Origin of the sequence: Bacillus sp. SRB_8, from assembly GCF_003264205.1 — a bacterium.
Lineage (GTDB): Bacteria > Bacillota > Bacilli > Bacillales > Bacillaceae_G > Bacillus_A > Bacillus_A mycoides.
Window position 1 is genome coordinate 197,729 of sequence record NZ_NADT01000018.1, and the last position, 20,665, is coordinate 218,393.

26 protein-coding genes are annotated in these 20,665 nt (G+C 36.2%); 7 read left to right on the top strand and 19 right to left on the bottom strand.

Annotation, left to right across the window (positions count from 1 at the left end; all coding sequences use genetic code 11):
• Positions 1–236: 236 nt before the first annotated feature.
• Together B5P40_RS10960 and B5P40_RS10965 are read right to left on the bottom strand one after the other, a co-directional pair.
• The gene (locus tag B5P40_RS10960) at positions 237–1,418 is read right to left on the bottom strand and encodes an FtsW/RodA/SpoVE family cell cycle protein (RefSeq protein ID WP_002165141.1); all 1,182 of its coding nucleotides are present in this window, start codon (positions 1,416–1,418) and stop codon (positions 237–239) included.
• Between the two features lie 125 nt (positions 1,419–1,543).
• Positions 1,544–1,831, bottom strand: a complete 288-nt coding sequence (locus B5P40_RS10965; protein WP_002190534.1) for an Fpa/YlaN family protein — start codon at positions 1,829–1,831, stop codon at positions 1,544–1,546.
• Positions 1,832–1,981: 150 nt separating this feature from the next.
• Here B5P40_RS10965 and B5P40_RS10970 point away from each other — a divergent pair, with 150 nt between their 5' ends.
• Positions 1,982–2,479: a molybdopterin-binding protein gene (locus tag B5P40_RS10970; RefSeq protein ID WP_113709245.1), complete on the top strand. Its 498-nt coding sequence runs from the start codon at positions 1,982–1,984 to the stop codon at positions 2,477–2,479.
• Between the two features lie 49 nt (positions 2,480–2,528).
• Here the strand turns inward: B5P40_RS10970 and B5P40_RS10975 are convergent, their stop codons facing one another.
• Positions 2,529–3,857: a PhoH family protein gene (locus B5P40_RS10975; protein WP_002088317.1), complete on the bottom strand. Its 1,329-nt coding sequence runs from the start codon at positions 3,855–3,857 to the stop codon at positions 2,529–2,531.
• A gap of 246 nt (positions 3,858–4,103) precedes the next feature.
• A complete protein-coding gene (locus B5P40_RS10980) occupies positions 4,104–4,559 on the bottom strand; it encodes a PNPOx family protein (RefSeq protein ID WP_002014791.1) in 456 nt (151 codons plus the stop codon).
• 145 nt (positions 4,560–4,704) lie between these two features.
• On the opposite strand from B5P40_RS10980, the gene B5P40_RS10985 reads away from it, so the two are divergent.
• Positions 4,705–4,905: a YlaI family protein gene (locus B5P40_RS10985; protein ID WP_002094429.1), complete on the top strand. Its 201-nt coding sequence runs from the start codon at positions 4,705–4,707 to the stop codon at positions 4,903–4,905.
• A gap of 35 nt (positions 4,906–4,940) precedes the next feature.
• Here the strand turns inward: B5P40_RS10985 and B5P40_RS10990 are convergent, their stop codons facing one another.
• The 3 genes from B5P40_RS10990 to typA all read right to left on the bottom strand — a co-directional run bounded on the left by B5P40_RS10990 (position 4,941) and on the right by typA (position 7,535).
• The gene (locus tag B5P40_RS10990) at positions 4,941–5,216 is read right to left on the bottom strand and encodes a hypothetical protein (RefSeq protein WP_002033723.1); all 276 of its coding nucleotides are present in this window, start codon (positions 5,214–5,216) and stop codon (positions 4,941–4,943) included.
• Between the two features lie 14 nt (positions 5,217–5,230).
• On the bottom strand, positions 5,231–5,533 hold the full coding sequence (locus B5P40_RS10995) for a YlaH-like family protein (protein ID WP_000893662.1): 303 nt from the start codon (positions 5,531–5,533) through the stop codon (positions 5,231–5,233).
• A gap of 157 nt (positions 5,534–5,690) precedes the next feature.
• Positions 5,691–7,535, bottom strand: a complete 1,845-nt coding sequence (typA, locus tag B5P40_RS11000; protein WP_002014867.1) for a translational GTPase TypA — start codon at positions 7,533–7,535, stop codon at positions 5,691–5,693.
• Between the two features lie 140 nt (positions 7,536–7,675).
• On the opposite strand from typA, the gene B5P40_RS11005 reads away from it, so the two are divergent.
• Entirely contained in the window at positions 7,676–7,855 is a 180-nt protein-coding gene (locus B5P40_RS11005; protein WP_000400127.1) for a DUF5325 family protein, read from the top strand.
• 44 nt (positions 7,856–7,899) lie between these two features.
• Here the strand turns inward: B5P40_RS11005 and B5P40_RS11010 are convergent, their stop codons facing one another.
• Positions 7,900–8,691, bottom strand: a complete 792-nt coding sequence (locus tag B5P40_RS11010; RefSeq protein WP_002033721.1) for an inositol monophosphatase family protein — start codon at positions 8,689–8,691, stop codon at positions 7,900–7,902.
• 88 nt (positions 8,692–8,779) lie between these two features.
• A complete protein-coding gene (locus B5P40_RS11015) occupies positions 8,780–8,968 on the bottom strand; it encodes a hypothetical protein (protein WP_002121995.1) in 189 nt (62 codons plus the stop codon).
• A gap of 205 nt (positions 8,969–9,173) precedes the next feature.
• On the opposite strand from B5P40_RS11015, the gene B5P40_RS11020 reads away from it, so the two are divergent.
• Positions 9,174–9,800, top strand: a complete 627-nt coding sequence (locus tag B5P40_RS11020) for a YktB family protein (protein WP_002014864.1) — start codon at positions 9,174–9,176, stop codon at positions 9,798–9,800.
• A gap of 80 nt (positions 9,801–9,880) precedes the next feature.
• Here the strand turns inward: B5P40_RS11020 and B5P40_RS11025 are convergent, their stop codons facing one another.
• Positions 9,881–10,150, bottom strand: a complete 270-nt coding sequence (locus B5P40_RS11025) for a UPF0223 family protein (protein ID WP_002014862.1) — start codon at positions 10,148–10,150, stop codon at positions 9,881–9,883.
• A 383-nt stretch (positions 10,151–10,533) separates the two neighbouring features.
• Between B5P40_RS11025 and speA the strand changes: the two genes are divergently transcribed.
• Both speA and B5P40_RS11040 read left to right on the top strand, forming a co-directional pair.
• A complete protein-coding gene (gene speA / locus B5P40_RS11030; RefSeq protein WP_002142966.1) occupies positions 10,534–12,006 on the top strand; it encodes an arginine decarboxylase in 1,473 nt (490 codons plus the stop codon).
• Positions 12,007–12,625: 619 nt separating this feature from the next.
• Positions 12,626–13,456, top strand: a complete 831-nt coding sequence (locus tag B5P40_RS11040; RefSeq protein WP_002066931.1) for a protein-glutamine gamma-glutamyltransferase — start codon at positions 12,626–12,628, stop codon at positions 13,454–13,456.
• A gap of 37 nt (positions 13,457–13,493) precedes the next feature.
• Here the strand turns inward: B5P40_RS11040 and B5P40_RS11045 are convergent, their stop codons facing one another.
• The 4 genes from B5P40_RS11045 to B5P40_RS11060 all read right to left on the bottom strand — a co-directional run bounded on the left by B5P40_RS11045 (position 13,494) and on the right by B5P40_RS11060 (position 14,475).
• Positions 13,494–13,622: a GapA-binding peptide SR1P gene (locus tag B5P40_RS11045; RefSeq protein WP_002142969.1), complete on the bottom strand. Its 129-nt coding sequence runs from the start codon at positions 13,620–13,622 to the stop codon at positions 13,494–13,496.
• A gap of 44 nt (positions 13,623–13,666) precedes the next feature.
• Positions 13,667–13,795, bottom strand: coding sequence for a GapA-binding peptide SR1P (locus B5P40_RS11050; RefSeq protein ID WP_002146000.1), 129 nt, complete (start codon positions 13,793–13,795; stop codon positions 13,667–13,669).
• Positions 13,796–13,854: 59 nt separating this feature from the next.
• Positions 13,855–13,983, bottom strand: coding sequence for a GapA-binding peptide SR1P (locus B5P40_RS11055; protein WP_000536778.1), 129 nt, complete (start codon positions 13,981–13,983; stop codon positions 13,855–13,857).
• A 195-nt stretch (positions 13,984–14,178) separates the two neighbouring features.
• Positions 14,179–14,475, bottom strand: a complete 297-nt coding sequence (locus B5P40_RS11060; protein WP_113709246.1) for a DUF3055 domain-containing protein — start codon at positions 14,473–14,475, stop codon at positions 14,179–14,181.
• A 134-nt stretch (positions 14,476–14,609) separates the two neighbouring features.
• Here B5P40_RS11060 and B5P40_RS11065 point away from each other — a divergent pair, with 134 nt between their 5' ends.
• A complete protein-coding gene (locus B5P40_RS11065) occupies positions 14,610–15,002 on the top strand; it encodes a DUF1885 family protein (RefSeq protein WP_002014853.1) in 393 nt (130 codons plus the stop codon).
• A gap of 1 nt (position 15,003) precedes the next feature.
• Here B5P40_RS11065 and B5P40_RS11070 read toward each other — a convergent pair whose 3' ends face one another.
• From B5P40_RS11070 to pdhA, 5 genes are all read right to left on the bottom strand, one after another.
• On the bottom strand, positions 15,004–15,231 hold the full coding sequence (locus B5P40_RS11070) for a hypothetical protein (RefSeq protein ID WP_002088334.1): 228 nt from the start codon (positions 15,229–15,231) through the stop codon (positions 15,004–15,006).
• Positions 15,232–15,443: 212 nt separating this feature from the next.
• The gene (lpdA, locus tag B5P40_RS11075) at positions 15,444–16,856 is read right to left on the bottom strand and encodes a dihydrolipoyl dehydrogenase (protein WP_002014851.1); all 1,413 of its coding nucleotides are present in this window, start codon (positions 16,854–16,856) and stop codon (positions 15,444–15,446) included.
• 5 nt (positions 16,857–16,861) lie between these two features.
• Positions 16,862–18,154: a pyruvate dehydrogenase complex dihydrolipoyllysine-residue acetyltransferase gene (pdhC, locus tag B5P40_RS11080; RefSeq protein ID WP_002033838.1), complete on the bottom strand. Its 1,293-nt coding sequence runs from the start codon at positions 18,152–18,154 to the stop codon at positions 16,862–16,864.
• Positions 18,155–18,247: 93 nt separating this feature from the next.
• Positions 18,248–19,225 carry a pyruvate dehydrogenase complex E1 component subunit beta gene (gene pdhB, locus B5P40_RS11085; RefSeq protein WP_002033837.1) on the bottom strand — a complete coding sequence of 326 codons (978 nt, stop codon included), beginning with the start codon at positions 19,223–19,225 and terminating at the stop codon, positions 18,248–18,250.
• Positions 19,226–19,228: 3 nt separating this feature from the next.
• A complete protein-coding gene (gene pdhA, locus B5P40_RS11090) occupies positions 19,229–20,344 on the bottom strand; it encodes a pyruvate dehydrogenase E1 component subunit alpha (RefSeq protein ID WP_000536893.1) in 1,116 nt (371 codons plus the stop codon).
• Positions 20,345–20,665: the final 321 nt, after the last annotated feature.

The following is a 20,665-nucleotide window of genomic DNA, read 5'->3' on the forward strand; positions in this document are numbered from 1 at the left end:
GAAAGCTTCACTTTATTTTTATCCATCATACCTTATTTTTCAACAAATGATAAGTTTTCTGATCGATTTGTTTCACAAAAATAGTATAGCATACCTCTTCCTTTTCTAACAACAATATTGTATATCACATTCCCTTAAATGTAATATACTTTTCATTTTAAAACAATCAATATTGTATCACATTTAAAATCTAACAAAATAAAAAACACATTGAACTCTAGAGCTCAATGTGTTTTTTATTTTACAACAACAAGATGCGGTCCACCTTGTTCTATTTCGTTAGTCAATTTGTTTTGTTGTTTCTCTTGTCGTTTTACATAACTAGCAATATTTAACAGTATACCCATTGCAAGTAAATTAGCCAATAAAGAACTACCACCATAACTTACAAACGGTAATGGTACCCCTGTAAGCGGTATTAACCCAGACATACCACCAACATTTATAAAAGTTTGAACTCCAAACAAACTTGCAATTCCAATTGCTATTAAACTTCCAAACGGATCTCTGCACTTTTGTGCAACCCTAAATGCCCGAATAATAATAAGTAGTAAACAGATTAAAATGACAGCTACGCCTATAAATCCAAGTTCTTCAGATATAATTGCCATAATAAAATCTGTTTGCGGTTCTGGTAAGTATCCATATTTTTGCACACTGTTCCCTAACCCTCGACCATTTAGCCCTCCTGAAGCAATTCCAATAAAAGAATTTATTAATTGGAACCCATCATTTTGAGGATCGTTAAATGGATCAAGAAAAACTGAAAACCGAGCTTTTTGGTACTGACTTAACTTATAGTTCCCAATAAAATATAACGCTGGAATCCATATTATAGACGTTAAGAGGAATCGCTTTATACTTAAATTAACATTAACTCCTGAACAAAAGAACATAATCAGTACAGTTCCACCTATTAGTATATCGGTCCCTAAGTCATTTTGAAGTAAAATTAATCCCATCGCTCCACCGACAACAGCTAGAGGAGGAATTATCCCTTGTACAAAAGCTGTTTGCGTTTCTTGTTTCTTAGCAAAAAAGTTTGCTAGCGTAATAATAACCGTTATTTTCACAAACTCAGCTGGTTGTATACCTAATATCCATCCTTTTGCACCATTTATGACCTGACCGAAAAGAAAGGCTGCTGCTAATAGACCAATACTCCCTATTCCCATTGCGATCAAAACTATTCGCTTTCTCCACAACTTATAAGGAATGGCAACTATAATCGCTAACATTATCGTTCCAACAGCTAGAGCAAATAATTGTTTTTTAAAAAAGTAATCTGCTGGCCAGTTATGTCTCGACGAAATCGCAACAATGGAACTAGAACTATATACCATTATAACTCCCAACACACATAAGATAACAAGAGGAAGTAATAAGGAATAATCCATCGATTTCCATACTTTTTTCATTTCATTTCCTCTTTCTGTTTCAATTTAATTATTGTTGTATTCCATATGTATATAGGTTCTTCCTTCTTTATTATACAAATAAAAAGCCCAAACTATTTCAGTTTGAGCCCCCTTATTTGAACCCGTTATTGTTGTTTGTTTGTAAATGCTTCATGAAGTGCAGACAACTCACGTTCGAGCTCTCCTAACATTGCTTTCCCTTGTTCTTCTCCAATAAGATCAAGGCGAACCGCAAAATCGACCTCGCGGGATAGTCCAAACATTTGTGTGTCTAAAACTTCTTCATATAATGGACATTGCGGCATTGTAAGATTGTCCATTTGTACCTTAATAAGTCTTAAAATCTTCTCTGCATCCGCTTGTAGAAGGGCTAGTGCCTTTTCCTGATGATTTGATACTGTCTCAGACGCCAAATTGATTCCCTCCGTTTCCGTCCTACTCTCTCATATCTATTAATATTAGCGATAGTTTTAATAAATTGCAATAGAAACATTTTTTGTGACAACAGTGCCTAATACTATTATACTGAAAAGTGGGAGTATAACACAAATGGGGGAACAACAATGAACGAAATTTTATTTATTAATGGAAAAGTTCGTTTTCCAATCACTATCGATCCAACTGTATGGATTTTCGATGATCGAAAAATAGATTTGACAACTTACTTTGATGAAACTAGAGAAGACTCATCCGAATTAGAAACATACTTAAAACATACTTCAGAGCATTGGGATCGCGAAATCCGTGATGGTGCTGCCTTCCCGCCAATACAACAAAGTGTAAAGAAATATAAAAAAGAACAGCTTATTAACGGGACATTTGGCATACCACTTCATCCATTTCTAAAAAATGCTGAAATTTTAGAAGATGCTACTCATGTCGAAATTGAAACCACAGACAATACAATTACACTTCCGTTAGAAACAGCCCATAAAGCTATTCTCGGTTTTTCAAAAGAAGGTAAACCATTACGAGAAGACGGGCCTGTTCATCTATATTTCCATGATGGATCTAATAGACAAAATCCGATTCGTAACATCCGTAAATTTACAATCATTTAAATTGTATAATTAAAAGGCAAAAAAGGAGTGAGCTTAAGCTCACTCCTTTTTATAATAAATCCGCTGCTAGTTGTGCTAAATTAGAACGCTCTCCTTTAACAAACTTTACATGACCACTAATACGTTGTTCTTTAAACTTCTCTACAACATATGTTAAACCGTTATTATATTCATCTAAATACGGATGATCAATTTGCTGAGGATCCCCCATTAATACAATCTTACTTTTTTCGCCTACCCTTGTTAATATCGTCTTTACTTCATGCTTCGTTAAATTTTGTGCCTCGTCAATTATAATGAACTGGTCTGGAATACTTCTCCCGCGTATATAGGTAAGCGCTTCTACTTCAATCGAACCCATTCCAGCTAAAATAGCATCTAGCTCCCCAGGCTTTTTCGTATTGAATAAATACTCTAGATTATCAAAAATCGGCTGCATCCACGGTCTTAATTTTTCCTCTTTCTCTCCTGGTAAATAGCCTATATCTTTCCCTACCGGTACAATTGGTCTCGCGACAAGTAGTTTTTTATATAACCCTAAATCTTCCGTTTGCATTAGTCCCGAAGCTAATGCAAGTAACGTTTTTCCTGTACCGGCTTTCCCTGTTAACGTTACAAGTGGAATATCTTCCCGAAGTAGCAATTCTAATCCCATAATTTGCTGCACGTTTCGTGGGCGTATCCCCCACACTTGTTCATTGTGAAAAATAAGTTTTTTTACCTTCTTACCTAAATGATCCACAATCCCAAGTGCAGAACTAGAACCCCCTAGTGCATCTTTCATTACAACAAACTGATTTGGATAAAAAGGATGATTTGCGATTTCAGATAAAGGCAGTTCACCTTTTTCATAAAAATAATCTAACTGTTCTTTTGATATATACCCTTCTAAAAATCCTGAATATATATTTTCCACTTCGATTACTCGGTCACTTAAATAATCTTCGGCCTGCAATCCGATTGCATCAGCTTTTACCCTTACGAGTACATCTTTACTTACTAAAATAACTGATTTCCCGTCCTCTTTTTCTTGTTCTTCTAAAGAGAGGTTTTTCGCTACCGCTAAAATTCGATTATCATTTGTTTTTTCTACAAAAATATCTTGCAGTTGAACAAATGAGCGATGATTTAATTCAATACGAAATGTACCGCCGTTTTCTAACGGAATACTTTCATGCAGCTTTCCTATTTCGCGAAATTTGTCGATTAACTTAGATACATAGCGAGCATTTCGTCCTACTTCATCCATATAACGTTTTTTCGAATCAACCTCTTCTAATACAACTGCTGGAATCACTACTTCATTTGTTGCAAATGAAAAAATAGATAAAGGATCCTGCAAAAGTACATTCGTATCTAACACATAAATTTTATCCAACCTGTTACCCCCTGACTCCACTTTTAAATTTGTAGAACAAGGGTTTCATCCATAAAATATGGACGAACCATTGTTATAATTATATGTACCGTAAAAACGAGGTAGAATCGAAACTCATAGAAATTAAACCTTTTCTTTATTTTTTATTCATTTCTATTCAATATATTACTTTTTATTATAATTTTTCACATTAAATCACAATACTCACTTGTAAAAGTTTATGAACGTTGTTCCTATTCATCTTCTTTATAATTCTTTCATTCCTACTAATACTTGGTTATCAAGCTTTTTAGCTGCTCGAAGATCATATGTTTTTTCATATGTTGGTTCAGTAGCAAGTTTCGCACCATAAAACATAACATCACGAACTTCTTGTACATTCACTTCTACTACCGTTAATTTTAGAGGAATCCCTTCCATTCTATCTGTTAAAATTTCACTTTCACCACTTATGGAAAATACGGATTCATTCGCCATTATAGTCAATACAACCCCTGCACTATGCCGTATATTCCCCACAATACGTGAGCGTTGATCTACCGCAAATCGAATACTAGTTTCACTCACTGCATATACCCAAGAAATAGCACTTACGTTAGGAATTTGTTTTTCGAAATCTGTTGTTGCTATCATAACGATACACTCTTTACGCAAAGATTGTACTAAATCACCTGTCAATGTAGGCTCAACTACATTCGCCATATTTCCACCTCCAAATATTATTTATATATCCTTATCATAACCTATTTTTCGAATTGCGAAAATATTATTTTTTCCCGCTATTATTCAAAAACATTATGCTTCCATGATATACTTATACTGATAGAATTCGTATTGAGGTGACGAAATGAGAGTCAGATGTATGATTTGTGATAAAAAAGATATGTTAGATGACGAAAATCCTATGGCAAAAAAACTGCGTAATCGCCCTATTCATACATATATGTGCATGGAATGTACGGAACGCATTGCAGAGCGTACTATGGAACGCCATGCAAGTGGTAATTTCCGATTATATCGTGATAAAAAAGTAGAAGACGATTGGTAAACCGTAAATAAGTCCTTAATCATATAGATAAGGACTTATTTGTATTTTTCTGGTTCACGATTCATCTGATCCAAAAAACAATCAATTGCTTCTACTGGAAATCTTGCACACCTTATTTCTCCATCAATTTCATATGTAATTAAATACATTTCCTCGTTCTTTTCCACTTCTACATTTCGTAATTTATGCTCTTCATATATCATATTTCGAAATAATACATACGTTTCTTGTGCAGCGCTATCATCTGGACGCGCTTCCGCAACAGTTTTAATTGTTAACCAATTATATAGTGCATCTTGTACCGAGCGCATGAAACTCCCCCTTTTCACCCTGCCTTTTGTTGTTTCGCTTGACGTAAACGTAATCTATAAATTCCAAGTACAATCGCCGCTACAACGAGCCCCTCTCCAACTGGTAAAAAAACTGCAAAGAAAGTTAATACCGTGCATCCAATTGCTAAAGATATGTATATTACTATATTTTTTAGCACTGATAGCTTCCTTGCAAATCCTAAATTATATACAAGTGCACTCAATATAATAATTGTTCCATAAAGTAACCACATCCCTAGTTCTGGATTTTCATCAACTTTGCATAATTTCGCGAAAAATGACATTCTTTCTAACACTATCTTTCCTCCCTTCTCATAAAAACAAATTTTCTTTATGTACTTAATACAAGAGTAACTCGCAAAAAAAATACTGTCCACAAAAAAGAATAAATATTCTAAAAATAAACAAAATAAAAAAACAACTACCTTTTATAAAGGTAGTTGTTTTTTATTTTTACGCTTCTACAGATTTCTTTTTCTTAGCAGCTCTTTCGCGCTCACTCTTATCAAGAATCTTTTTACGTAGACGAATTGATTCTGGAGTTACTTCACAGAACTCATCATCGTTTAAGTACTCTAATGACTCTTCTAAAGTCATTAAGCGTGGTTTTTTCATTGTTGAAGTTTGATCTTTCGTTGCAGAACGAATGTTCGTTTGTTGTTTCATTTTTACAACGTTAACTGTTAAATCATTCTCACGTGTATGTTCTCCAACGATCATACCAGCATATACTTCTGTACCTGGTTCAACGAAGATTACACCACGGTCTTCAACTTGCATAATACCGTATTGTGATGCTTTTCCTGCTTCAAGTGAAACTAGAACACCTTGACGACGTCCACCCACTTGTCCAGCATGTACTGGTTGGTAGCAATCAAATGTATGGTTTAAAATACCATAACCACGAGTTAATGTTAGGAATTCTGTTGTGTAACCAATTAACCCACGTGCTGGAACCATGAAAGTAAGGCGAACTTGACCGTTTCCGTTATTCACCATATCTAACATTTCACCTTTACGTGCGCCCATTGATTCCATAATAGAACCAGTGTATTCTTCAGGAACATCGATTTGTACGCGCTCTACAGGCTCACTTCTTACGCCATCGACATCTTTAATAATTACTTCAGGCTTAGATACTTGTAGTTCATAACCTTCACGACGCATGTTTTCAATTAAGATAGATAAATGTAACTCTCCGCGTCCAGATACGATCCATGCATCAGGAGAATCTGTATTATCTACACGTAAACTTACATCTGTCTCTAATTGTGAACGAAGACGCTCTTCAATTTTACGAGAAGTAATGAATTTACCTTCACGACCTGCAAATGGGCTGTTATTTACAAGGAATGTCATTTGTAATGTTGGCTCATCAATACGTAATAATGGTAAAGCCTCTTCATGCTCAACCGGACATACCGTTTCACCTACGTTAATGTCTTCCATACCTGAAACAGCTACTAAATCTCCAGCTTTTGCTTCTTCAATTTCTTGACGTTTTAATCCAATGTAACCAAATAATTTAGTTACACGGAATTGTTTTACACTTCCGTCAACTTTCATTAATGCAACTTGTTGTCCTACTTTCATTGTACCGCGGAATACGCGTCCAACCCCAATACGACCAACATAGTCATTGTAATCAAGAAGTGCTACTTGGAATTGAAGTGGCTCTTCGCTGTTATCAATTGGTGCTGGAATATGTTCAATGATTGTGTCAAACAATGATTTCATATTCTCTTCTTGATTTGCTGGATTTGAATCTAAGCTTGCTGTTCCGTTCATTGCTGATGCAAATACAACTGGGAACTCTAATTGATCTTCGTTTGCACCAAGTTCGATGAATAAGTCAACTACTTCATCAACTACTTCATCAGGGCGAGCGAAGTCACGGTCAATTTTGTTTACAACAACGATTGGAGTTAAGTTTTGCTCAAGAGCTTTCTTTAAAACAAATCGTGTTTGTGGCATACAACCTTCATATGCATCAACTACAAGTAGAACACCATCAACCATTTTCATGATACGTTCTACTTCTCCACCGAAGTCAGCGTGACCAGGTGTATCTAAAATGTTAATTCTTTTATCTTCATAGTGAATCGCAGTATTCTTCGCTAAAATTGTAATACCACGTTCTCTTTCTAGATCATTTGAGTCCATTGCGCGTTCTTCAATATGTTCATTCGCACGGAACGTCCCCGCTTGACGTAATAACTGGTCAACAAGTGTTGTTTTACCATGGTCAACGTGGGCAATAATTGCTATATTTCGTAAATCTTGTCGTTTTTTCAACATGTCCAACTCCTAATGTCTTTTTAATCCTTCTCTATTATAAGAGCGAAGGGGATACAATGGCAATCAAAATAAAATCAAGAATGAAAATATAGTTGTATTCTTACTTTTGTGAAAGTAAAATAAGATTGGAGGGTGAAGAAATGGAACACATTCAATATCGCTTTTTATTAACAGCAATTATCGGTGTTATCTTCTTAATTGGTATCGGAATTATGATTGCTGAAAATAGTCCCATCGGCATTATTATTTGCATTATCGGCACATTTGTTACAGTTGGATACGGTTTTGTAACAAAAAGAAAAATGCGTAAATCGCAATAACATTAAAAAGTAAGAAGCTTCTTTATGCCTCTTACTTTTTTTCATTATTGCGATACAAATGGTAATAATTCTTCGTATACTCCTGGTTTTGCAACTAACACACTGCTTTTCTCTACAATAGAAAGAGGCGTTCCCAAGAACGTTGTCACTTTACCGCCAACTTCCTCTACAATAATCTGTCCCCCGCCAAAGTCCCATGGCGATAAGCGCGGTGTTACATATGCGTCTAATCTTCCCGTGGCAACATATACCATTTCTAACGCTGCACAACCATATGACCTCGTACCTCTTGCCTTCTTAACGAGCATCATCATTTTTTCCATATTAAGCAATGGATTATCAGTAAGCCATATCGCATTCAAAGCTATAACTCCATGCTCTACCGTTCCTTTTTCCAACATGGGAATAGCTAAATCATTGCAAAAAGCCCCTTCTCCCTTTACCGCATGATATAGTTCGTCATGAACTGGATCATAAATAAGACCAATCTTTCCGATACCGTTCTCATAAATCCCGATTGAGATTGCGAAATTTCTTTTTTGATGAACAAAGTTCATCGTGCCATCAATTGGATCAATTAACCAAACAACCCCATTAGAAGAGGTAATCTCATCTCCATAGCCTTCTTCTCCTAAAATATTATGAGCCGGGAATGTTTCTTTAATTTTCCCAATTAAAAACTGCTCCGTTTCTCGGTCCATATTTGTTACTAGATCAGCTGCATTTGACTTTGTTTCTATAATAAGTGTTTTTTTCAGTGACGCCATTAATTGTTCTCCGGCTTCTCGAATCCACTGTTTCGCGTGTGTATCGATGTCTTTCCATACTTCTTGCATGTTTAAACACTCCGATCTATACTGTTCACAGAAAAAACGAACCCTTTATAAGGTTCGCACCAACTAATTATTTATACATATACTATTATTACGCTTCTAAACGGATCATTTCAAGTCTTAACACTTCTAATTTTTGTACGCACTCTTCTTTTTTCTGTTTGTCGTTATCCATCATCGCATCATATAAAGTTGCTAATTCATAATCTAGCTCCAAACGTAGCACCGGAATTCTCTTTTCAGCATCTGTTCTCTTTAACGCATTAATCACCTGTCTCATTTTTTTGCCTCCTCCCAATATTCGTCTGCCCTCGGACTAGAATTGATTCAATTTTCTGATTTTTTGTTTTATACTATACTATGTTGGATAAATCATCTATGCAACAAAATTATATTTTTTTATTTAAATTTTTTTGTGATGTTTTTTTTATGAATAGTACAAGCTATGCTAAAATTAAAACAAAATAGGAGTTGGAGGAACAATCATGACACTACAAACATTCACATCAACTGATTTTGAAGTCTTTACTGTTGATGGTCTTGAAGAACGAATGAGCGCAATTAAAACGAATATTCATCCTAAGCTAGAAGCTTTAGGGGAACAATTTGCAGAATATTTATCACAACAAACTGATGAAAACTTTTTCTACCATGTAGCAAAACATGCACGCCGCAAAGTCAATCCACCAAACGATACTTGGGTTGCTTTTTCAACAAATAAACGTGGATATAAAATGTTACCACACTTTCAAATTGGTTTATGGGGTACTCACGCCTTCATATACTTTGGTTTAATCTATGAGTGTCCACAAAAAGTGGAGACGGCTCACGCCTTCTTAGAACATTTAAATGATTTAAAAACAAATATTCCAAATGACTTCGTTTGGTCCATTGACCATACTAAACCAGGTGTAAAACTGCATAAAACGCTTGAAACGGAAGACTTACAAAAGATGATTGAACGTTTAGCTACTGTGAAAAAAGCAGAGTTATTAGTCGGTATTCATATATCACCAGAGGAGTTTTCAGCAATGACCAACGAACAATTCCTTGCTAAGATTGAATCTACGATGCAACCACTCCTTCCTTTATATGCACTTTGTAATCGATAGTAGAAAACGGACAATTTATATTGTCCGTTTTTAGTTGTTATCACATTATAGCACTTTGCATTTTAATTTTCAAAATATTTTTACATTTTTACAATCTTTTTTTCCGCTACTTCTTTTGCTCTTTGAATCGTACGATATATAGAATATCCACTTACTTCTTGAAATTCTTTATCAATTTTTTTCTCCGCTGCCTTCGATGGCACAATCTCTTTAAAACGACGATATAATTCCATCAAATCTTCTCTCAAAACTCCTTTTTCGTATACCTTTTCAATCGCTTCATAAAACTTTACAACTGCTACCATTTCTTCATTTGACCAATTGTAATCAAGTGGATATTGATATTCCATTTTTGCACCTCATTCAGTATTCTTTCTTTTTCTATTATGCTACCTTTAAGACAACCTTTTATTCTTCACTATAGCCACTCTGCATTATACACCATTTATCCATTTCAATGGAATTGTCTTCCTCTTTGCAGTATTTAAAATATAACTATTAAACATACTCACCTTGAAAATGCGATTTTTCTATACATCTATAATTATTGGTGATATAATGCTTTTGTTTTATAGAGAATAAAGTGAGACTACCATCCCCAAAAAGGCTTTTGCGAATGGCAGAAAAACAAGTCAAGTTCTAAAAGTTTGTCATCTTAATTTCCTTTTAGAATGAGATGAAATCATATAAAACAAACTCTAATAAATATTACGAAGAAGAAGGGGTGTATAGATTGTCCCAATACGAAACACCATTGTTTACCGCTTTAGTTGAGCACAGTAAGCGAAATCCAGTTCAATTCCATATTCCTGGTCATAAAAAAGGACAGGGCATGGATCCTACATTTCGCGAATTTATTGGGCATAATGCATTAGCAATTGATTTAATTAATATTGCGCCGCTCGATGATTTACATCATCCAAAAGGTATGATTAAAGAAGCACAGGATTTAGCAGCCGCTGCTTTCGGTGCAGATCATACGTTCTTTTCTATTCAAGGTACAAGTGGTGCAATTATGACAATGGTGATGAGCGTGTGCGGTCCTGGGGATAAAATCCTCGTGCCACGGAATGTGCATAAATCAGTAATGTCAGCTATTATTTTCTCAGGTGCAAAACCAATTTTCATGCATCCTGAGATTGATCCGAAGCTCGGTATTTCACATGGGATCACAATTCAATCTGTCAAAAAGGCTCTTGAAGAGCACTCAGATGCGAAAGGCTTACTTGTTATAAATCCAACATATTTTGGGTTTGCTGCAGATTTAGAGCAGATTGTAGAATTAGCTCATTCTTACGATATTCCTGTACTTGTTGATGAGGCTCACGGTGTTCATATCCATTTTCATGATGAACTACCAATATCAGCTATGCAAGCAGGTGCAGATATGGCAGCAACAAGTGTTCACAAATTAGGTGGGTCTTTAACCCAAAGCTCTATTCTTAATGTAAAAGAAGGTCTTGTGAACGTAAAGCATGTCCAATCCATTATTAGCATGCTTACGACTACATCAACTTCTTACATTTTGTTAGCATCCCTTGATGTTGCTAGAAAACGTCTTGCTACAGAAGGAACAGCTCTCATAGAACAAACAATACAATTAGCTGAGCATGTTCGTGATGCTATAAATGTTATTGAGCATCTTTATTGTCCTGGAAAAGAAATGCTAGGAACAGATGCTACTTTTAACTATGATCCTACAAAGATAATTGTATCTGTAAAAGATTTAGGTATTACAGGCCATCAGGCTGAAGTATGGCTTAGAGAACATTACAACATTGAAGTAGAACTCTCTGATTTATATAACATACTTTGTCTTATCACATTTGGAGATACAGAAAGTGAAACAGATACACTTATTACAGCATTACAAGATTTAGCAGCAACATATAGAAATAGAGCAGACAAAGGTGTTCAAGTACAAGTAGAAATACCTGAAATACCTGTGCTAGCACTTTCTCCTAGAGATGCTTTTTATTCAGAAACAGAAGTCATTCCATTTGAAAACGCAGCAGGTCGTATTATAGCTGATTTTGTTATGGTTTATCCGCCAGGGATTCCAATCTTTACTCCGGGGGAAATTATTACACAAGATAACTTAGAGTATATTCTTAAAAATTTAGAAGCTGGGTTACCTGTACAAGGTCCTGAAGATATGACATTACAAACATTACGTGTTATTAAAGAGTACAAGCCTATCAGTTGATAGGCTTTTCTTTCACCTTTTTTCTCTTTTTTTCATACGATACTAAAGAATTTGACATTCCCACCCTAATGGGGCAAGCTGACTAACATCAGTGGGATTCTTGCTACCTAAGGCGAAGTCCATTTCTGGTATCGCTGACGTGCAAGATTGCGGTGTGCCATCACCACTCTCACAACAAATCGTATAGGTTCGTGAGCTACGGTACTTATACCATACCGTACAGATTCGTGTTCAGGTGTTTTAGCGTCTTGTTCTTGACGACACATATCATTTTACCGATAGCTTGAATTCGGCTATCGAACTCCCTATGCTATCTTTTTTCAAAGAACACATTGGCGTTTTAAAGACTTGTACTTGTCTGTAGTTAAAGTCTACCAAAATATAAAGTGAAACTTTAATCAGTGGGGTTTTGTTCATCCCCACTGATTATTAGCCTTCACCAATCGGGCGTTTACGGGTAGCAGGGCTCCAGCCGAATTTTGAGGTGGAATTCTTACTGCCCGCAAATAGCGGGATAAATGTTTTTCTATGAAAAAGCGATACTTTCATCCTATGTCTAAAGTCCAATATAGGCTTTCCCGTATCGCGAAATCTGTAACGTATAGGTGGGGATACCATTATGATTGTGATAGGCCGTTCTATTGTACACCCTTATATCACAAATGAATATGAGCCATTTGCAGCTGAAAAACAACAGATTTTATCCATAATGGCGGGAAATCAAGAAGTTTATTCCTTCCGAACAGCCGATGAACTCAGCTTTGATCTTAATTTACGAGTTAATATTATTACTTCCGCGCTAGAACTTTTTCAAAGTGGATTTCAGTTTCGTACGTTTCAACAATCTTTTTGCAATCCTCAGTTTTGGGAAAGAACATCACTTGGCGGATTTCAACTACTTCCAAACATAGCCCCTTCCATTGCCATCCAAGATATTTTTAAAAACGGAAAACTATATGGAACTGAATGTGCCACCGCAATGATTATCATTTTTTACAAAGCATTACTATCATTATATGAGGAAAAAACTTTCAACCGTCTATTCGCAAACCTCTTACTTTATACATGGGACTACGATCGCGACTTAAAGCTCATAACAAAAACGAGTGGCGATATCGTTCCAGGTGACCTCGTTTACTTTAAAAACCCACAAGTTAATCCAGCTACGATTGAGTGGCAAGGAGAAAATACAATCTATCTAGGAAACTTCTTTTTTTACGGACATGGCGTAGGCGTAAAAACGAAAGAGGAAATTATTTATTCATTAAATGAACGAAGGATCCCTTATGCTTTTATTTCAGCTTATTTAACCGATTTTATTACTCGTATTGATAGCCGTATGATGAGTCAATATGCCCCTCCTAACACGCCACAAACATCAATAGGATTTATTCCTATTAGAGATGATGCAATTGTTGCAACAGTCGGGCATACAACTACAATCTATTAAAAAAACGCCTACATGTGTAGGCGTTTTTTCTTAATTATTAAGCTTTTGTATGTTCTGTATGGTCACATTCGCAATGAGATCCACATTTCCCATAAAGTACTGTTGATTTTTCATCTTCAAAATGTGCGATTGTTCCTTCACAAACTTGGCATACGATTGTTCCCATTTTCATTTCCCCCTGAGTTTAAAGAATAATCTACTTATATATGATTAAGCTTTCGCATTTTCTCTACTAGCACAGTCACAATTGGAACCACATTTCCCATAAAGTACTGTCGTTTTCTCATCTTCAAAATGTCCGATTGTTCCTTCACAAACTTGGCATACGATTGTTCCCATTTTTCATTTCCCCCTAAGTTTATGGTCCTAAAAACTTTTAGCTGTCAATTTCCTATCAATTATTGGGCTTTTGTATGTTCTGTGTGATCACATCCGCAAGATCCACATTTCCCGTAAAGTACCGTTACTTTCTCATCCTCGAAGTGTGCAATTGTACCTTCACAATCTTGACATACGATTGTTCCCATTTTTCATTTCCCCCTAAGTTTATAATCCCAAAAACTTTTGTAACCGCTTAACTTTCTGTCTTTATTTTAATATGTTATACTTTTTACGTCAATAGGTTTTTAGTATAACACATTAAATATTTTAAAATTAAATTAGTATGCGATATTAACACAAAAAAACAGCCATATCTCATACGTACGACTGTTTCTTGTTAATTATTCTTCATACTTCGCATGCAAAGAAGTAGACGGAACAAGAAATTTAAAAAACTGAGCTAACTCCTCCGCCTCCTCTTCCGATCCTAACTTAAAAGTTTCCTGTATATATGGAACATTTTCTACATCATCTCTCCCAAGCAAAGTAGATCTCCCTGTTTGCATACAAACAATAAGTGGCTTTCCAAAAAACATATTTGTATAAATAACTCCAAAATCATAACATGTATCATGCGTCATAAATCCTAAAAATCGTACCTTCACACTTTCATGCTCATCATACAATTTTTCAAACATGAGTTTCCACCTTTCTAAATAACACTTCCTACTCATTAATATATTAAACAAAAAAAGTAATACTCCTTTTAATTGTCAAAAAATTCAGTAGGATGTAGAATGATATTATTCTACTAAGCTAAGGGGGAATTTGTATGCAACACGCCTTTATCACACTTGTACCTAAATCCAATCAACAATCTGTTTCAATAGAAGATGTTAAACACCTTTTTCATAACTATAAAACCGTTACTTCCAAGACTGGTGATCAAATTAATTATGCTTATACAAATACAGCTTTTCCTTATGAAATATTAGATACATCAGCAACAACATTAAAACTCCAATCGAGTCACGATCGATATGATTCTATTTATGTTGGGATTGGAATAGAAAAGGAACAATCTTTTATTCAGGTTTCTTTGCCTACTACAGCAACATTTGGTGATAAAGGAAAAGCAAATGAATTTAGCCGTTTTCTAGCGAAGAAATTAGAAGGAGAGTTACAACTATTTAATGGAAGAACAATGTATTTCTATAAACGTTAATTTAAAAAATAGAGAATATGATTAAAAAAAGTATGCAATTTGAACACGTAAGGAATAATGCCTGCTTTCTTACGTGTAATACAAAACATGCAATCACATATGCCAAATAAAGAAATACGAAAAAGAGAATTACTTTATAATGAAACTTATCACCATTCGATAATGTTAATACAATGGAAAAACCACTCCATAATAGAAAATGATAAAATATAACATGTAATATTCTCATGGAACCTTCTCCTTTGACATGCTCTATTTTATTAATATATGGGATTAAGTTTGAATCAATTACATATTATATAACGGCATATATGCTAACGGTTCATTTAAAGTATTATATATTCATTCGACAAGTACATATAAAGACCTTGCAAGTCATTTTATGAAAATAAAAATACCCCATCTCTTTAAATAAGAGATGGGGTATTTACATTACTTAAATTATTTTACAATGTGAATTGGCATTCCAAGAGCAACTTCAGCTGCTTCCATTGTGATTTCACCTAATGTTGGGTGAGCATGGATTGTTTGAGCGATATCTTCAGCTGTCATTCCAGCTTCGATAGCTAAACCAATCTCAGAGATAATATCAGAAGCACCTGCACCTGCAACTTGTGCACCTACAAGAAGACCATCTTCTTTACGCGTTACAAGTTGTAAGAAACCGTCAGTGCTGTTTAATGATAACGCACGACCGTTTGCAGCGAATGGGAACTTAGATACAGCTACTGTCATTCCTGCTTCTTCAGCTTGTTTCTTAGTGTAACCAACAGATGCTAATTCTGGATCAGTGAAGCATACTGCAGGAATTCCGATGTAATCGATTGCTGATGCATGGCCACTAATTACTTCAACAGCTACTTTACCTTCGTAAGAAGCTTTGTGAGCTAATGGTGGTCCAGGAACGATATCACCGATTGCATAGATGTTTGAAATATTTGTACGGCATTGCTCATCAATTTCGATAATGCCACGGTCAGTCATTTTAATTCCAACTTGCTCAAGACCGATTTCTTGAGTGTTTGGACGACGACCTACAGTTACTAATACGTAATCTGCTTCTACAGTTTGGATTTCACCGTTAACTTCAAAGCTAACTTTTACGCCAGTTTCTGTTTCTTCAACGCCTTTAGCCATAGCTTTTGTATGGATATTTACGTTACCTTTTTTCTGTAGAGCACGTTTAACAACAGAGCTCATAGCTTTTTCGAAACCAGCTAAGATTTCGTCGCCAGCTTCTACTACAGTAACTTCTGTACCGAAGTTAGCATATGCAGTACCTAATTCCATACCGATGTAACCGCCGCCGATTACAACAAGTTTTTTAGGAATTTCAGGTAAGCTTAAAGCGCCTGTAGAGTTGATAACACGTTTAGAGTATTTGAATCCTGGAATTTCGATTGGTGTAGAACCAGTTGCAAGAACAGCATTTTTAAACGTATAAGTTTGTGCTGCATCTTCAGTCATTACGCGTAATGTGTTAGCATCTACGAAGTAAGCTTCACCGCGAATGATTTCAACTTTGTTACCTTTAAGAAGGCCTTCAACACCGCCAGTTAATTTCTTAACTACGCCGTTTTTCCATTCTTGAACTTTTGTAAAGTCAACTTTTACGTTCTCTGCAGTGATACCCATGTCATCAGAATGCATTGCATTCTCATAACGATGACCTGCATTGATTAACGCTTTTGAAGGAATACATCCAACGTTTAAGCATACGCCACCAAGGTTAGATTTTTCAATAATCGCTACCTTTTGACCTAATTGTGCTGCACGAATTGCCGCAACGTATCCACCAGGACCTGCACCAACAACGACTGTATCTAATTCAATTGGGAAATCTCCTACTACCATTGTTATTACGCCTCCATTACTAATAATTGTGGGTCATTCAATAGACGTTTAATTTGGTTTAATGCTTTTTGAGCAGTTGCGCCGTCAATTAAACGATGGTCAAAGCTTAGAGATAATGCTAATACTGGAGCTGCAACGATTTCACCGTTTTTCACAACTGGTTTCTCAGCGATACGGCCAATACCAAGGATTGCTACTTCTGGGTGATTGATAACTGGAGTGAACCATTGTCCACCTGCAGAACCAATGTTTGTAATTGTGCAAGAAGCACCTTTCATTTCAGTTGGAGCTAAACGACCATCACGTGCTTTACCAGCAAGTTCATTGATCTCGTTAGAGATAGTAAAGATAGATTTACGATCTGTATCTTTAACAACTGGTACTAATAGACCTTTGTCTGTATCAGCTGCGATACCGATGTTGAAGTAATGTTTATGAACGATTTCTTGAGAAGCATCGTCTAAAGCAGTATTCAACATTGGGAATTCACGTAATGCAGATGTTAAAGCTTTTACAACGTATGGAAGGTAAGTTAATTTAATACCTTTGTCAGCTGCAACAGCTTTGAACTTCTTACGGTGAGCAACAAGTTCTGTTACATCTACTTCATCCATTAATGTTACGTGAGGAGCTGTATGCTTAGAGTTAACCATTGCTTTCGCAATCGCTTTACGGATACCACTCATTTTCTCACGAGTTTCTGGATATTCACCAGCTGGGATTGGTTGTGCTTTTGGTGCTTCTTCTTTCGCTGCTGCTGCTGGAGTAGCTTCTACTGCTGCTGGAGCCTCAGTTGCTGCTACAGTTTGTCCACCATTTGCAAATGCATCGATGTCAGTTTTCACAACACGGCCGTTCTTACCAGAACCAGCTACTTTATGAATATCTACACCTTTTTCACGAGCATATTTACGAACAGATGGCATAGCGATTACACGCTCATTTACTACTTCTGCAGTTGCTGCTGGAGTAGTTTCCGCTGCTGGAGCTTCTACTGCTGCTTCTTCAGCTTTTGGAGCTTCATCATGATCGTCACCTTTAAATTTAAGGTTTTCGTATCCAGGAGCATCAAATTTAATTAATGTATCTCCTACAATTGCAACTGTTCCTTCTTCTACAAGTACTTCAAGTACTTTACCTTTAACAGGAGAAGGGATTTCTACTACTGCTTTATCATTTTGCACTTCAAGAAGTACATCGTCTTCATTTACTTCATCGCCTGGTTTAATAAACCATTTTACGATTTCACCTTCGTGGATACCTTCACCGATATCTGGTAGTTTAAATTCAAATGCCACGGAATTCAGCCCCCTGATTCATTTCATTATTATGGAATATGTACAAAAGAAACCAGCATGTGCTGATTTCTTTTGCACATGAAAAACTAAAAATTAGAAGTTCATTACTTTGTTAACAGCTTCAACAATATCTTTATGGTTTGGTAACCATACGCTCTCAGCTTGAGAGAATGGGAATACTGTATCAGCAGCTGCAACACGTACAACTGGAGCTTCTAAGTTTAAGATTGCACGGTCGTTAATTTCCGCTACAACGTTAGCTGCAATACCAGCTTGTTTTTGAGCTTCTTGAACTACAACTACGCGGCCTGTTTTTTCAACAGAAGCGATGATTGTTTCGATATCTAATGGTTGAACTGTACGTAAGTCAACAACCTCTAAAGAGATACCTTCTTTTTCAAGTTCTTCAGCAGCTTTTAATGCAGCATGAACCATAGCACCATAAGCGATAACAGATACATCTGTACCTTCACGTTTGATGTCAGCTTTGCCTAAATCAATTGTGTAATCACCTTCTGGTACATCTTGACGGAATGAACGGTACAATTTCATATGCTCTAAGTAGATAACTGGATCGTTGTCACGAATCGCAGAGATTAAAAGACCTTTTGCATCGTATGGAGTAGATGGAATAACAACTTTTAGACCAGGTTGTTGTGCCACTAATCCTTCTAAGCTATCAGCATGTAGTTCAGGAGTATGAACACCACCACCGAATGGAGAACGAATTGTTACTGGAGCAGTCCAACGTCCACCAGAACGGTAACGCATACGAGCTAATTGACCAGAAACTGAATCCATTACTTCAAAAATGAAACCGAAGAATTGGATTTCTGGAACTGGACGGAAGCCTTCAAGTGCAAGTCCAACTGCAAGTCCACCAATACCAGACTCTGCAAGTGGAGTATCCATTACACGATCTTCACCGAATTCAGCTTGTAAACCTTCAGTAGCACGGAATACTCCGCCGTTTACACCAACGTCTTCACCAAACACAAGTACGTTAGGATCATTTTTCATTTCAACGCGTAAAGCATCAGTGATTGCTTGAATCATTGTCATTTGAGCCATGGCTTACTTCGACTCCTTTTCTTTGTAAATTTCATATTGTTCAGCTAAGTTGTAAGGCATTTTTTCGTACATGATTTCCATTAAATCAGTAACTTTTTGTTTTGGAGCTTGGTCAGCCTTAGCAATTGCTTGTTTGATATCTTCTTTTGCTTCTTCGATAACTTTCTCTTCAACTTCTTGAGACCATAGGCCTTTGTTTTCTAAGAATGCACGGAAGCGTACGATTGGATCTTTTTGTTCCCATTCGTTTTCGATATCTTTTGTACGGTAACGAGTTGGGTCATCACCAGCCATTGTATGTGGACCATAACGGAATGTTAAAGTCTCGATTAAAGTAGGACCTTCGCCATTTACTGCGCGCTCACGAGCGAAAGCAGTTGCTGCGTATACAGCTAATGGATCCATACCGTCTACTTGAATTCCGTAAATACCTGCTGCTACTGCTTTTTGTGCTACAGTTTTAGCTGCAGATTGCTTTTCTACTGGAGTAGAGATTGCATAACGGTTGTTTTGTACAACGAAGATTGCTGGAGCTTTGAATGCACCCGCAAAGTTCATACCTTCGTAGAAGTCACCTTGTGAAGCACCACCGTCACCAGTGTAAGTAATTGCAACAGATTTTTTACCACGTAATTTCATACCTAACGCAACACCAGCAGTTTGGATGATTTGCGCACCGATAATGATTTGTGGAGCAAGTGCATTTACATTCTCAGGCATTTGGTTACCCATGAAATGTCCACGAGAGAATAAGAATGCTTGGTATAATGGTAGACCGTGCCACACTAATTGTGGAACGTCACGATATCCTGGTAAGATGAAATCTTCTGCTTCAAGTGCGAAATGACTTGCTAATTGAGAAGCCTCTTGTCCAGCAGTTGGTGCGTAGAAACCTAAACGTCCTTGACGGTTTAAAGAAATAGAACGTTGATCTAGTACGCGAGTATACACCATACGGCGCATTAATTCTTTTAATTGATCATCAGATAATTCAGGCATAGCTGCTTCATTCACAACTTCGCCTTTTTCATTTAAAATTTGTAATGTTTCAAATTGAGCTGCGATAGCTTTCATTTGCTCATCAACATTAAATAGGGTCTTTTTTGTTTTAGTACCCATTCCGTTCACCTCTTCCTCTCTTGAACCATATTCTGAAACGCTTTCACTATCTATTAGCTAGACTGAAAGCGCAACAATGTAAACCAACAAATTTGTTTGTCGGTTGAGAATAATTTTGTGTACCTAACAATCTGTACTAATGTTTTTTCAAAAACATATTAATACAATCTTGATCACGTTTTTTAGTTTACAACTATTCTAATTACGATGTCAATTACTTTGAATACGTTTTTTTATAAATAATATGCCGGTTTCCTCTACACAAACGTGTTTTTATTTTTCACATCTGTATTAGTAAGCAATAACCTGCTGTTATATTAT

Excerpts from the sequence above, each read along its gene's own strand:
- B5P40_RS10980 (WP_002014791.1), bottom strand. The coding sequence starts at position 4,559 with ATGGCGAATGTAGTTGAGCCTACATTGACAGGTGATTTAGTACAATCT.
- B5P40_RS11040 (WP_002066931.1), top strand. The coding sequence starts at position 12,626 with ATGATTGTGATAGGCCGTTCTATTGTACACCCTTATATCACAAATGAA.
- B5P40_RS11065 (WP_002014853.1), top strand. The coding sequence starts at position 14,610 with ATGCAACACGCCTTTATCACACTTGTACCTAAATCCAATCAACAATCT.
- B5P40_RS11020 (WP_002014864.1), top strand. The coding sequence starts at position 9,174 with ATGACACTACAAACATTCACATCAACTGATTTTGAAGTCTTTACTGTT.
- B5P40_RS11060 (WP_113709246.1), bottom strand. The coding sequence starts at position 14,475 with ATGTTTGAAAAATTGTATGATGAGCATGAAAGTGTGAAGGTACGATTT.
- B5P40_RS11010 (WP_002033721.1), bottom strand. The coding sequence starts at position 8,691 with ATGCAAGAAGTATGGAAAGACATCGATACACACGCGAAACAGTGGATT.
- typA (WP_002014867.1), bottom strand. The coding sequence starts at position 7,535 with ATGTTGAAAAAACGACAAGATTTACGAAATATAGCAATTATTGCCCAC.
- B5P40_RS11025 (WP_002014862.1), bottom strand. The coding sequence starts at position 10,150 with ATGGAATATCAATATCCACTTGATTACAATTGGTCAAATGAAGAAATG.
- B5P40_RS10990 (WP_002033723.1), bottom strand. The coding sequence starts at position 5,216 with ATGCGCTCGGTACAAGATGCACTATATAATTGGTTAACAATTAAAACT.
- B5P40_RS10970 (WP_113709245.1), top strand. The coding sequence starts at position 1,982 with ATGAACGAAATTTTATTTATTAATGGAAAAGTTCGTTTTCCAATCACT.
- pdhB (WP_002033837.1), bottom strand. The coding sequence starts at position 19,225 with ATGGCTCAAATGACAATGATTCAAGCAATCACTGATGCTTTACGCGTT.
- B5P40_RS11055 (WP_000536778.1), bottom strand. The coding sequence starts at position 13,983 with ATGGGAACAATCGTATGTCAAGATTGTGAAGGTACAATTGCACACTTC.
- lpdA (WP_002014851.1), bottom strand. The coding sequence starts at position 16,856 with ATGGTAGTAGGAGATTTCCCAATTGAATTAGATACAGTCGTTGTTGGT.
- pdhA (WP_000536893.1), bottom strand. The coding sequence starts at position 20,344 with ATGGGTACTAAAACAAAAAAGACCCTATTTAATGTTGATGAGCAAATG.
- B5P40_RS11050 (WP_002146000.1), bottom strand. The coding sequence starts at position 13,795 with ATGGGAACAATCGTATGCCAAGTTTGTGAAGGAACAATCGGACATTTT.
- B5P40_RS11045 (WP_002142969.1), bottom strand. The coding sequence starts at position 13,622 with ATGGGAACAATCGTATGCCAAGTTTGTGAAGGAACAATCGCACATTTT.
- B5P40_RS11070 (WP_002088334.1), bottom strand. The coding sequence starts at position 15,231 with ATGAGAATATTACATGTTATATTTTATCATTTTCTATTATGGAGTGGT.
- B5P40_RS10985 (WP_002094429.1), top strand. The coding sequence starts at position 4,705 with ATGAGAGTCAGATGTATGATTTGTGATAAAAAAGATATGTTAGATGAC.
- B5P40_RS11005 (WP_000400127.1), top strand. The coding sequence starts at position 7,676 with ATGGAACACATTCAATATCGCTTTTTATTAACAGCAATTATCGGTGTT.
- B5P40_RS10960 (WP_002165141.1), bottom strand. The coding sequence starts at position 1,418 with ATGAAAAAAGTATGGAAATCGATGGATTATTCCTTATTACTTCCTCTT.
- B5P40_RS11015 (WP_002121995.1), bottom strand. The coding sequence starts at position 8,968 with ATGAGACAGGTGATTAATGCGTTAAAGAGAACAGATGCTGAAAAGAGA.